Below are 12,810 nucleotides of genomic sequence, written 5' to 3'. Positions count from 1 at the left end.
TAGTGATATAGAAAATAATAGTGAAGATAAAAATAAAGCAGAAGAGAGAATTAGAAAAAAGGCAATAGAAGAAAAGGACAAAGAATATCTTACTTTAAAGAAGAAAGTAGTAAATAAAGAAAATTTTATTAAGTATTATTTTAGAAATAAAAATAATGGTGAAATATATACTAATATAGAAAACAATATAGATATTGAAAAATACATAAAAGAAGAAGTTTTGTATAGTGTAAAGTATCCAAATAATGATTATGAAAGTGATTTTACAATCATTATTAATAATGGTATTAGTGAGCTTAATTGGGATGGGCATTTTATAGTTCCTAAAACTATGAATGAAAATAGTCAGTTATATAACGATTATATGTATTATGTTTCAGTAGGGGAAAGAGTATATATAGAGGTTTGTATATTTATAATAATATTGATATTAATTATTATCGCAACATTTTATTTATATAGAAATAGAATAAATGCCCCTTTATTTTTTGAGAAAGTAAGAAGTTTATTTAGGAAAATACCATTGGATATAAGAGGGATTATATTTATTGCTTATTCTTTGATTATATTAATATATGCATCTAATATAGAATTTTTTTATCTTCCATTGAGGATTGAGCATATTAATAAACTAACTTTTATAGTTGTATATATATTTTATACCTATTTAAGTATAAAAGAATTAATTATAATTAAGGAGTGTAAAGAGGAACTTAAAAATCAGTGGAGTAATAGTTTAATTTATAGATTCAAAGTTATTATAAAAGAGCTTAGTAATTATAAAGGATTTCTTTTTAAACTTTTATTTATAAATATACTTACTATAGGATTTATCATAAGTATTATATTAGTGTTTAGCATAATAAGTAACAATTCTGTTGGTGATGATATTATTATATTTATTATTTATGACATTATATATTTACTTGTTATAGTTCCACATATTTTAGAAAAAGTGTCACTTTTTAATAAAATTAATAAAGGAACAGAAGAGATTTTATCTGGTAATTTTGACTATACAATAGAAGTAAAGGGTAAAGGAAAAAGTGGTCTTGAGAAATTAGCTCATAATATAAATAATATAAAGGCTAGTTCTAAAATAGCCTTAGATAACCAGATGAAAAGCGAACGATTAAAATCAGAACTTATTACAAATGTATCCCATGACCTTAAAACTCCACTTACATCTATAGTTAACTATATAGATTTGCTAAGAAATGAAAATCTTTCTAAAGATGATGTTAGAAAATATGTTGAGATACTAGAGAAAAAGTCTCAAAGATTAAAGACTTTAATTGAGGACTTATTTGAAGCATCTAAAATGTCTAGTGGGGATGTTGAACTATCACTACAAAAGGTGGATTTGGTAGCGTTATTAAAACAAGCATTGGGAGAATACGATGAGAAAATTAAAAATTCTTCTATAGCTTTTAAGCTATATATAGAAAAACAAAATATTTATGCATATTTAGATGGGATGAAAACTTGGAGAGTTTTTGATAATTTAATCAATAACGCTTTAAAATATTCTGAGGATAACACTAGGGTATATCTTTCTTTAGAGGAAAAAGATAATAAGGCGGTTTTTATCATAAAGAATATTTCAAACTATGAACTAGATTTTGAGCCAAGTGAGATATTTGAAAGATTTAAGCGAGGTGATAAATCTAGAAATACAGAGGGTTCTGGTTTAGGACTAGCTATTGCTAAAAGCATTGTAGATATGCAAGGCGGAACTTTAGATATAGAAGTTGATGGAGATCTTTTTAAAGTTATTGTGAAGTTTTCACAAGAGACTTTAACTATTTAGAAATCAATAACAATCAGTATAGTAGGATATTTTATGTCATATAAAGCATTATAGAATGGGTTTATAGTTATGCTATAAATTAGTTTTATAGATGCTGCATTACATAAAATATCCTTTAAATTTTCACTAGTTATTTATTTACGTATGTCTTAATAGAAGTGAAGTAAAATATTTTGACATGGTAATTCATATTTATATAATATAGAGTATTAAGGATTTAAGTTTAAACTGGTATTATTTGATGATATAATCTATGTATTACAAAATGTTAATAAATAATGTTGGGGTGGGATTAATGAAGGGAGAAAAGAGAAAAGATCTTATACTTAATGGTGAATTGTATAGAGTAATTATTACACTGTCTTTACCAATTATGATAAATAATTTGATTCAAACACTTTATAATTTAGCTGATGGGGTTTGGGTAAGTAAGATTGGCTCAGTTGAGTTTGCTGCTACCTCTTTTGTGTGGCCAGTAAACTTTTTATTTATATCTTTAGGGATGGGGCTTTCAATTGCAGGTACATCTATATTATCTCAATTAATAGGAGCATCAAGATATGAAGAAGCCAACAAATATTCAAGTCAACTTATTGTAATATCTTTAATAAGTTCTATTTTTTTTGCTATTATAGGATATATTATAAGTCCAGTTGTTATTAAATTAATGGGCGCTACTGGTGATTTAGCGGACTATAGCAATATTTATCTTAGGATTACCTTTTTAGATATGCCTTTTATTTTTTTATTTTTTAGCTTTAATTCTATTATGAATTCTCAAGGGAATACTTTAATGCCAACAATACTTAGTGGTATTAGTGCTATACTTAATGTAATATTAGACCCTATTTTCATATTTACATTTAAAATGGGCATTGCTGGAGCTGCTATTGCAACTTTACTATCAAAAGCATTACTTGCTATAGCAGGTATATATATATTAATAAATTCATCTACAATGATTAGACCAAGTTTTAAAAATTTTAGATTTGATAGGAAGATAGTAAGAAAAATTATGAATGTTGCATTGCCTTCCTCAATAGGGCAATCAGGCTCAGCACTAGGATTTATAGTTCTTAATGGATTTATAGTATCTTACGGAACTGCAACACTAGCAGCTTTTGGTATGGTTAATAGAATTACTTCTTTAGTAATGCAGCCAGCTATGGGTATTGGAGCAGCCTTAACATCTATTGTTGGACAAAATTTAGGGGCAGATAAAATAGATAGGGTGAAGGGAGCTTTTGGAAAATCCCTAAGACTTACTATTTCATTTTCTGTAGTGGGATGTATTTTAATGATATTAGCGGACAAACAAATTATAAACTTTTTTATGCAGTCAAAAGATGATGTTGAAGTAATTTCTCAAGGAATTATATATTTGCGTTATATTTCAGCTTCAATGCCGCTTATGGGTATTTTTAGTGTATTACAAGGAATATTTCAGGGATCAGGACACACTAAATACTCTATGGCAATGGAAATCGGACGTCTATGGTTTGTAAGATTACCTATGATATTGATATTTAAACATTTTACCAATGTTGGATCTTCAGGAATATGGTTTTCTATGAGTTTTAGTAATTTACTAATATGTGTTTATGGATTCCTGATTTATAGAAAAAATCATTGGCAAAGAAAAGTTATAAGAATGGAAGAAGCAATTCAAAAGTAAATAATGAAGAATCTTTTAGAATAAGTCTTATTTTAAATATTTTAAGTTTTTATATATAATATGTCCTTAGATGTAGTGGCAAAGTCGCAAATTTTAGGGACATATTCTTTTGTTTATAAGGAATTTAAAAGAGTAAAGATCATATAATAGCGATAATTATAGATTAAAAATTTTATGAGGTGCTCAAATGAAAGAAAATATTTATATTTTTTATTCGGATGATCATATAAGTTTTATTACAAATAAAATAGATGCAAGTTTGCATATTCACAATTTTATTCAGATTACAGTAAATATAGAAGATAAATTTTCTGTAAAAATAAAAAACAATGTAATCAATGAAAGTGGTATTATTATTAACTCCAATGTATCTCACGAATTATTTGGTAAATGTGGTTGGCAGATATATTTTTTAATTAATCCTGAGTCACTATTTGGTGAAAAGATAAAGAGAATGTATATGAAAAATAAAGATTTTTACATTATACCTGAAAATGTAACTGAGGCTATTAGAGAATTAGTTGAAGAGAAATATATAGCCATCGATAGCAAAGCTAAATACAGTGAATTCATTTCAGAAATTTATTCAATTCTTTCTTTAAAAAATTATACAGTTAATCATTTATTAGATGAAAGAGTAGATAAAGTTTTAAAATATATTGCTAATAATAATAATTTAACAGAAGTATCCTTGGAAAGTTTAAGTAAAGATGTATTTTTGTCTGAAAGTCGATTGTCTCACTTATTTAAAGACAATATAGGAATTTCTATTAGTAGCTATATATTAAATTATAAAGTCAGAAAAGCTTTTAAACTAATTTTTGAAGGACACAGCATTACCACATCAGCTCTTGAAGCAGGATTTTATAGTTCATCCCATTTAACTAATGTATGCAAGGAAAAACTAGGCATGATACCAAGCGCTATTAGGAAAAACAGCAGATATTTGCAAGTAAATAATTATTAATCCCCTTATAATTTTAAGAAAGGGCAAAAGGGGGATGAATATGAATAGATATCTTAAAGAAACAAGATTATTAAACTATAATTCAATAGAAATCCAAAATTTAATTAAAAACAAGGGTTGGAGAAGTTTAAATGAAAAAGAAAAAATAGGATCAATATATAATTTTGTGAAAGATGAAATAAAATTTGGATATAACAAAAAAGATGAAATGACTGCAAGTGAAGTGCTAAGAGATGGTTATGGTCAATGCAATACAAAAAGTATTCTTTTGATGGCACTATTACGTGCAGTAGATATTCCTTGTAGAATACATGGGTTTTTAATTGATAAAAGAATGCAAAAGGGAGCATTAACTGGAATAATATATGCGTTAGCTCCTAAAAAAATCGTACATGCGTGGACTGAGGTTTATTTTAATGAAGATTGGTTAGCACTAGAGGGTGTAATAATAGATAAGGAATATTTAGATAATGTAAAAAATAATCTTTGTAAATTTAATGGTGGATATATGGGATATGGTATTTCAGTAAAAAACAAAGATAAAATAAATTTGTGCTGGAATGGAAATAGCACATATGTACAAAGTTTTTCTATTACAGATGATTTAGGAATATTTGATAATCCAGATGAATTATTTAGAAAGTATAATAATACTAATAATAAATTTAAAGAAGTCATGTTTGATAAATTATTTAGGAAAACTAATAGAAAATTAGATGATATAAGAAAAGAAAATAAATAATAAATTTAAAGAATGTATAAATAAATTAAAGCAAGACTTTACGTAATAAGGTAGGTTTTGCTTTTTTATTTTAACTATATTTTCTAAGATTTCTTAGTAAATATAAGTCGTAAATTAGTAAAATTAAAATAGAGTATTGATCTTTAGATAAATAAGATATGAATACAGTATTTGTTTATTTTTATTTAAATGATATATTATAATTATTACTTTTAAAATTTAATAAGAAGAGTACTAGTTTATATAGATTAAATGTCTAGAAATGCAAGGTCTTAGAGGAGGAAAATAAATGAATATACAAATTTTTGGTATAAGTAAATGTTTTGATACAAAAAAGGCAGAAAGATATTTTAAAGAAAGAAAAATAAAATATCAGTTTATAGATTTAAATATAAAAGGATTGAGCAAAGGTGAACTACAAAATGTTAAAGCAGCAGTAGGATTAGGAGAACTTATAAATGAAAAGAGTAAAGAGTATACAAAATTGAATCTCCAAAATATAAGAACTGACAGTGTAAAGGAAGAATTATTATTAAATAATCCTAAGCTATATAAGACACCAATAGTACGAAATGGTAAGATGGCTACAGTAGGATATAAACCAGAAATATGGAAAAGCTGGGAATAAAGAATATAGTAGAGATAGCTCTCTTATATAAATTTCATAAGAGAGCTCTTCATAAAAATCTGTTTTTATAATCTTTTATTGTTGATAAATTCACCAATAAAAACTTCACCGTTAGAAGATATGTACATACCTTTTCCGTTCTTCATATTATTCTTCCATTCACCAATATATTTATCACCATTACTTAAAGTTTCAATTCCATATCCGTGGCAATTATCTTCAAGCCAATCGCCAGCATAAGTATCTCCATTAGACCAACTATAAATACCATGACCGGTTTTTAAGTCATTTTCCCAATTTCCAACATAACTTTCACCATCTGGCCAAGTATATATGCCGTAGCCATGTTTTTCATCATCTTTCCAACTACCAATATATTTTTCACCATTTGCCCAGGTTAAAGTACCTTCACCATGCATAGTATTTTCTTTCCAATAGCCTACATATTTAGTTCCATTTGTATAAGTATAGGTACCGTAGCCATGGATTTTACCATCTTTCCTTTCTCCTTCATAAACTCCAGTATGAACATGTTCTTCAGCTTTTTTATTATTAGCTAATTTTAGTTTAGCATCAGTTAATTTTTTTATATTCTTCATAATAATTTTAATCCTTTCTATCATTACTTTAATAATTAAATATATGAGATTTTCTATTTATAGATATACCACTCCTAAATTTGATTTATCCTTGAAAATAATTAGTACTTATTGGTATTGCCACTAATACTACTAAATTCAAAATTCACAGTTTTAAATTGCGAATATTTTTCAGTATTAACTTTCTAATGTAGTTTATCTATAGAATCCTATGTAGACATAAAAAACACTTAAAGAGAATAATTATCAATTTCAATATTCTATGAATAGTATATCAAAAAATGTAGAGTATTAAAAGAAGTTAATTACAAATTTAAGATTTAAAATGTTTTTAAGTATATAAGAGTAATTTTTGAAAAGTTTGGTAATAATAAGATGTATAAATAAATTAGTAGTACTTAACAATAATTGTATGGATTTGAGGTGTATATTATGAGAATACCAAATCATATTGGAATTATTCCAGATGGTAATAGAAGATGGGCAGTAGACAAAGGAATGACTAAAGAACGAGGATATGCGCTAGGTCTAGATCCTGGATTAATACTTTTTAAATTATGTAAGGATGCTGGAGTTAAGGAGATAACATACTATGGATTTACTACTGACAACACAAAAAGGCCAGCAAATCAAAGAGAAGCCTTTACAGAAGCTTGCATTAATGCTGTTGAAATGCTTTCAAAAGAAGATGCTTCATTGTTAGTTGTTGGCAACACTGATTCTCCCATGTTTCCTAAAGAATTAATTCCTTATACCAAGAGACAAAACTTTGGTAATGGGGGAATAAAGGTTAACTTTCTAGTTAACTACGGTTGGGACTGGGATTTGAAAAATTTAAAAATGGGTGATAGTTCTAGAAAAAAAATTATGAATTCCATTAAATCCTATGATGTATCCAGAGTTGATTTAATAATACGTTGGGGAGGAAGACGTAGATTAAGTGGTTTTTTACCAGTTCAATCTATTTATTCAGATTTTTATGTTATAGAAGATTACTGGCCAGATTTTAAAGAAGAGCATTTCTCAGAAGCTTTAAAGTGGTACAATACACAAGATATAACCCTTGGAGGTTAATAACTAAAGATAACAAATAAAAATAAAATATTTATTTTTTAAACTTCACTGTAAAGAACAGTGAAGTTTTTAATTTTTAAGGTGTCAAAGGATTTGCGGAGTAAAGTAAAAATACAAGATATAATAAAATTTTTAGCTTGAAAGGAGATTATAAATTCTTCTCTGGATTATTTAAAAAATCTTGAAGTAAGTTAAAATATTTTCCCACATGTTCACCATCCAATAGTGCATGGTGAGTTTGAATTGAAAGTGGTATTTTAATCTTACCATTTTCTTCGAAAAATTTTCCCCAAGTTATTCTTGGAACGCTATCTACTGGATTCATATGGATTGGATGAGTTACACTTGTAAATGAAATCCAAGGAACACTAGTTATGTATAATAAATCATCACGTCCAGGTTCATCTTTTAAATTTACATTATTTTTTTCTATGTCTATTTTCATTTTAGTATTTTTTATAAACTCATTATAATTGTTAATATATTCTACAGTACAAAAGCTACAGACTCCTTGATTAGTCATTATAGTAAAGGCTGGACTAACAACATCATGCTCAATTACTTTATCTTCTCTTATTCTATATCGAAATTCTTTTATTGAATTTGCTGCTTTAACAGAAAAAAATAAAAATGATATAAAAAATGGGTTTTCATTTTCTTTAATAAATTTATGAAATTGAGTAATATCAATATTTCCACAAATATTAAAATGTGGATAATCAAGTGCTTTAAAATGATCATAATGGCCTTTTCTTGTCCAATTTTTCATGTCTATATATTTCATAATACATCACCTACTACAAAAATTATGAATTAAATCAATATTATAATTTTAGCAGTAAAAACAATAAAATACAATTATGGATTTCATTATATAACAATTATAACACATGGTCTAAAAGGATTTACATTAATCCAAAAATACTTTAATTAAAATGTTACATTTTAATTAAAAAACTTACCAAAATATTTTTAAAGTGATATAATTAATGGAGTTTTTATTAAAAGTAAAGATTAACGAGGTGAAAAAATGTCGATTTTAAAAGCTATAATTATGGGGATAGTACAAGGTGCTGCAGAATTTTTACCAGTAAGTTCATCTGGCCATCTTGTTATATTTGGAAAATTATTAGGTATAAATGAACCTAATAACACTTTTGAAGTATTACTTCATTTAGGTACATTAGTGGCTATTTTTGTTGTATATCACAAAGATGTAAAAGAGATGATTATTGAATTTTTTGGAATGGTAAGAGACTTATTTAAGGGTGAATTTAATTTGGACAACCCTTATAGAAAACTTGTTGCACTAATTATAGTTGCAAGTATTCCAACAGCTATTTTGGGATTTGCATTCCAGGATACTTTTGAATCGTTATTTGGCTCAATTTTACCAGTAGGTATAGCATTGCTTATAACAGGAACATTGCTATATGTTTCTGACAAGATTAGAGAAGGAAAGAAAGATGAGAAGAGAACAAACTTCAGAAATGCAACAGTTATTGGAATAGTTCAAGGATTAGCAATAACTCCAGGAATATCTCGTTCAGGTTCAACAATAGTTGCAGGATTATTTTTAGGGCTAAAAAGAGAAATGGCTGTTCGTTTTTCATTTTTAATGTCTATACCAGCAGTATTAGGAGCAGTACTTTTAAAAGGTAAAGATATTATAGAAGCTGGTACTGCAACGGAGGGACTATTCCTTCAATATGGTGTTGGGGCAGCAGTTGCAGCTATTGTAGGTATTCTTTCAATTAAATTACTTGAAAAGGTAGTTTTAAATAAAAAATTCCATTACTTTGCCTACTACTGTTGGGCTGTAGGAGCAATAGCTATTGGTGTATTTATATTAGGATAATAGAACTTAAAGGTGCTTATTTTTATAAGTACCTTTTTTGCAATACTAATATTAAAATTTTAATTACAGAAAAGGTTTATTATATTTTTATAAAGTATAATAAAATTTAAGAATTAGCGCAAATAAAAAATGTAACTTGAATCACATAAAAGTATCAAAAGTTATGATACTATGATAATAATCAATTTTATTATTTTTAGTGATGTAGGAGTAAGGGTTTATGAGTAAGGTTAATGTAATAAAAAAATACGTATTAATTGGATTAGGTTTTCTATCTTTAGGACTTGGGATAGTAGGAATTGTTCTTCCTATATTGCCTACAACTCCATTTTTACTTTTAGCTTCTTATTGCTTTGCAAAGGGGTCTAATAAATTTCATACTTGGTTTATAGGAACTAAAATATACAAAAATCATTTGGAGGATTTTGTGAAAACAAGGGCTATGACATTAAGGAACAAATTATCAATTTTAGGTACGGCTTTTACAATGCTAATGATTGCATTTATATTAAACAATAATTTATATATTAGAAGCCTTATAATAGTACTTTGCGCAATTATGGCCTATTATTTTAAATTTAAGATAAAAACCATAGAAAATTAAGTTTGAGTATTTCTTAATCATAAAATACAATTTAGACAATAAAATAATATGAGAATGTTTTTAATAAGATAAAAATATTTAAAAATGCTAGTTAGGATAATATTAAGAATATAAATTGCAATTAATCACATATTTTATTCTTAGAAGAGATGAAGATAACTACAGTCTGTTAGTATAGGCTTAAAGATTATTTGAAGATAAAGGTGATTATATGAAAAAAGAAGATAAGAATAAAAATGACAATAACGATAAAAAAAACAAAAAAAATAAAAAAGATGCTTTAATTTATATAATAGGGACTCAGATACTGACTAGTATAAATAATGTAGGAGTATTTATTCAATATGGAATAACCGAAAAGCTTTTTTTTATAATTTTATTATATTGGGTAGAAAAACATAAATTTGATTGCAATATTGATGAGGTAAATGAGGAGCTAACAATTCAAGGTAAAAAACCTTCAATATATTTCGCAAGTGCCACATATATTCCTACACCATCCTTAGAAAGTTATATAGTAGCATTGCCAATAACGGAAGAGGAATTTATATTTTTTTTAGGGATAGCTCTTGCATTCAATCAAATTGTAGAAGAGCCAGAACAAGTAGTAGAGCCAGAAAGAATATAGTGAAAATTATATTATTAAATATATAAATTATAGAAATGCATATTAAATACAAGGGATAAAATAATTTTTTACATATGTCTAAATCACCTTAATTGAAGAATTTAAAGTTATTTATAATAAAAAATCGTGACTTTGTCACGATTTTTTATTATAGCTTATCAGATAATTGTTTGCAACAATCTAGTGGAAGGTTTAAGCTACTAGCAATTTGCTCAATAGTGAAACCATTATGTTCAATATAATCCGGATTAATATTTAATAGTTTAAAGGCAAAGTAGTTTGCTTGACGTTCTAATTTTCCTATATTAATAAGGGTGTTATTATAGGCAGCTGTAGTAATATGAACATGAATAATTGCATGAGCAAGCTCATGGGCTAAAATAAACTTTTCATAATCTATATTCAAATTATTTCTTATAAAAACTACTTCCTTATTAAAATGATTTCGATTATATAATGCATCATTGCCTTTTAATAATATATTATTTTTATCTAGTTTTATTATTGTTATTTCTAAATTATCATAAATCTCATAAATATCATTTGTGTCGTATAGATCAACTATTCCTAGCACATATTCATCAAGCCAAGACACAGTATCCCCTCCAATTCCCTAATAAAGCATCTTAAAAATAAATATTTAGTATATACCTATCTGTTAAATATTAATTTTTCTATGAACAAAATATCATAAGAAAGTTTGAGTAGTTATTTTGTCTAAGATGCCTCAAAATATAGCATTATTTTTTATATTTGTAGCTTATAAGTTGCAGTTGCCTGAGTAATTCATTGGCAAAATCCATTATTTCAGCATCACTCATTTTGTTTATATCAAAGCCACCAAAGCCCATGATTGTTGGTTGTTCTAATATAAATTTCATAGCTTCTTCTGGTGTAGAGAATCCCAATGAAGAATTATGTACTTTATTACTAATACTATTTTTGTCATTATCTGATTTGAAGAATTCGTCAACAGATACACCGAGGGCATCTGCAATCTTTTGAAGAGTTTTTGCAGTTGGGTTTCTATCATCTTTATTAAGAATGTCACTTATAGTAGATTGTGCAACCCCAGATAATTTCCAAAGCTTATATGCGGAGATATCCTTTTCTTCCATGATCTTAATCAATCTTTCTTTATTAAACACCGAACTCACTCCTAAAATATACTTCGATATATATAAGTATACAATATATTAAAATATGGATATATGTCAAGAAAATAGAAGAAAAATAAATATATTTTGGAAAAATGCTTCAATAAAAAGATACACACTTATTGATTACTTCTATAAAAAGATATATATTATATATTAAGAATATTACTTCTATAAAAAGATATATGGGAAATCAATTAATAAAAGCTAGGAATATAAGAAATAAATAATTAAGGGGTTGTGGTGATATGATGGATATATTAGATATGGAAAAGTTAATAAAAGAAAGTGTAAAAATTACTGTAAGAGAAGCATTAATAGTTCTAGAAAAGGAAAAAGAAAAAAGTGCTAAATTAAAAAGAGATAGAAGACTAAGAAATACTGCTTTATTACTTAGAAATTATATTAATTTAAAAGAACATTTTAATAATGCAATATATACCAATTCACAAATTGAGGATGAAGATCCAATAGAAATATTAATGGAGTGTGATAGTTTCGAAGAAGATTTATATATAAACTCCATTAAAAGAACACATACTAGAACAAAAATAATAGTAAATCACATAGAAACTATATTGGGTTTTTACAAGTATAGAGCACTTAAGAGTAGTGATGAAAGTGCTGAAAGAAGATATGAAGTAATAGAACTCTTATATATGGAAGGCAAAACCTATGAAGAAGTGGCAGAAGAACTAGGATACAGTGAAAAAACCATATCTAGAGATAGAAAAAGAGCAATTGAAGAACTAAGTGTACTATTGTTTGGAATAGATGGGTTGAAACTAGAAGTTTAAACAATGGAAAATTGACAATTGACGATGGAGAATTATGGTTGAAATTAATTTTGCCAAATTAATTTCTTTAAATAGAGGCTATATAGAAGTAACTGTATCACTTAAAGAAAATTTTAAACTTCTCCAGTAAAGGAGAAGTATCCAAAATTGCCAATTCTCCATTCTCAATTGTTGAATTTGTCTAAACCATGTCCTTGTAAGTACAGTATAGAAATAATAAAATGATATTGTGATAAATTATCTTAAGGTACTTGGAGAAATCTAAGTGCTT

The 12,810-nt window shown here is 26.5% G+C and carries 14 protein-coding genes; 10 read left to right on the top strand and 4 right to left on the bottom strand.

Features of this window, described 5'->3' with window-relative positions; genetic code table 11:
* The 5 genes from B2W91_RS02435 to B2W91_RS02415 form a co-directional block, all read left to right on the top strand.
* Positions 1-1,810, top strand: a 1,810-nt coding sequence (locus tag B2W91_RS02435; RefSeq protein WP_291578689.1) for a sensor histidine kinase, incomplete at its 5' end; no start/stop codon positions are given.
* 295 nt (positions 1,811-2,105) lie between these two features.
* The gene (locus tag B2W91_RS02430) at positions 2,106-3,485 is read left to right on the top strand and encodes an MATE family efflux transporter (RefSeq protein ID WP_291578688.1); all 1,380 of its coding nucleotides are present in this window, start codon (positions 2,106-2,108) and stop codon (positions 3,483-3,485) included.
* Between the two features lie 187 nt (positions 3,486-3,672).
* On the top strand, positions 3,673-4,452 hold the full coding sequence (locus B2W91_RS02425) for a helix-turn-helix domain-containing protein (RefSeq protein ID WP_291578687.1): 780 nt from the start codon (positions 3,673-3,675) through the stop codon (positions 4,450-4,452).
* Between the two features lie 40 nt (positions 4,453-4,492).
* Positions 4,493-5,194, top strand: a complete 702-nt coding sequence (locus B2W91_RS02420) for a transglutaminase-like domain-containing protein (RefSeq protein ID WP_291578686.1) — start codon at positions 4,493-4,495, stop codon at positions 5,192-5,194.
* A gap of 289 nt (positions 5,195-5,483) precedes the next feature.
* On the top strand, positions 5,484-5,822 hold the full coding sequence (locus B2W91_RS02415; protein ID WP_291578685.1) for an arsenate reductase family protein: 339 nt from the start codon (positions 5,484-5,486) through the stop codon (positions 5,820-5,822).
* A gap of 65 nt (positions 5,823-5,887) precedes the next feature.
* Here B2W91_RS02415 and B2W91_RS02410 read toward each other — a convergent pair whose 3' ends face one another.
* Positions 5,888-6,421 (bottom strand): MORN repeat-containing protein, encoded by a 534-nt coding sequence (locus B2W91_RS02410; RefSeq protein WP_291578684.1) that lies wholly within the window; start codon positions 6,419-6,421, stop codon positions 5,888-5,890.
* 432 nt (positions 6,422-6,853) lie between these two features.
* Here B2W91_RS02410 and B2W91_RS02405 point away from each other — a divergent pair, with 432 nt between their 5' ends.
* Positions 6,854-7,495 carry an undecaprenyl diphosphate synthase family protein gene (locus B2W91_RS02405; protein WP_291578683.1) on the top strand — a complete coding sequence of 214 codons (642 nt, stop codon included), beginning with the start codon at positions 6,854-6,856 and terminating at the stop codon, positions 7,493-7,495.
* A 148-nt stretch (positions 7,496-7,643) separates the two neighbouring features.
* Here the strand turns inward: B2W91_RS02405 and B2W91_RS02400 are convergent, their stop codons facing one another.
* The gene (locus B2W91_RS02400; protein ID WP_291578682.1) at positions 7,644-8,279 is read right to left on the bottom strand and encodes a chloramphenicol acetyltransferase; all 636 of its coding nucleotides are present in this window, start codon (positions 8,277-8,279) and stop codon (positions 7,644-7,646) included.
* Between the two features lie 246 nt (positions 8,280-8,525).
* Here B2W91_RS02400 and uppP point away from each other — a divergent pair, with 246 nt between their 5' ends.
* From uppP to B2W91_RS02385, 3 genes are all read left to right on the top strand, one after another.
* Complete coding sequence (gene uppP / locus B2W91_RS02395) at positions 8,526-9,353, top strand: undecaprenyl-diphosphatase UppP (RefSeq protein WP_291578680.1); 828 nt, start codon at positions 8,526-8,528, stop codon at positions 9,351-9,353.
* A 220-nt stretch (positions 9,354-9,573) separates the two neighbouring features.
* Positions 9,574-9,957, top strand: coding sequence for a YbaN family protein (locus B2W91_RS02390; protein WP_291578679.1), 384 nt, complete (start codon positions 9,574-9,576; stop codon positions 9,955-9,957).
* A gap of 211 nt (positions 9,958-10,168) precedes the next feature.
* Positions 10,169-10,585, top strand: coding sequence for a hypothetical protein (locus B2W91_RS02385; protein ID WP_291578678.1), 417 nt, complete (start codon positions 10,169-10,171; stop codon positions 10,583-10,585).
* Between the two features lie 148 nt (positions 10,586-10,733).
* Here B2W91_RS02385 and B2W91_RS02380 read toward each other — a convergent pair whose 3' ends face one another.
* Positions 10,734-11,180: an ImmA/IrrE family metallo-endopeptidase gene (locus B2W91_RS02380; RefSeq protein WP_291578676.1), complete on the bottom strand. Its 447-nt coding sequence runs from the start codon at positions 11,178-11,180 to the stop codon at positions 10,734-10,736.
* A gap of 145 nt (positions 11,181-11,325) precedes the next feature.
* Positions 11,326-11,733, bottom strand: a complete 408-nt coding sequence (locus tag B2W91_RS02375; protein ID WP_291578675.1) for a helix-turn-helix domain-containing protein — start codon at positions 11,731-11,733, stop codon at positions 11,326-11,328.
* A gap of 257 nt (positions 11,734-11,990) precedes the next feature.
* Here B2W91_RS02375 and B2W91_RS02370 point away from each other — a divergent pair, with 257 nt between their 5' ends.
* Complete coding sequence (locus tag B2W91_RS02370) at positions 11,991-12,539, top strand: RNA polymerase sigma factor (protein ID WP_291578674.1); 549 nt, start codon at positions 11,991-11,993, stop codon at positions 12,537-12,539.
* Positions 12,540-12,810: the final 271 nt, after the last annotated feature.

Source organism: Clostridium sp. UBA6640 (genome assembly GCF_002455975.1).
Classification (GTDB): Bacteria; Bacillota; Clostridia; order Clostridiales; family Clostridiaceae; genus Clostridium_J.
Note: the sequence above shows the minus strand (reverse complement) of the source record. Positions and strands in the feature narration are given on the sequence as shown.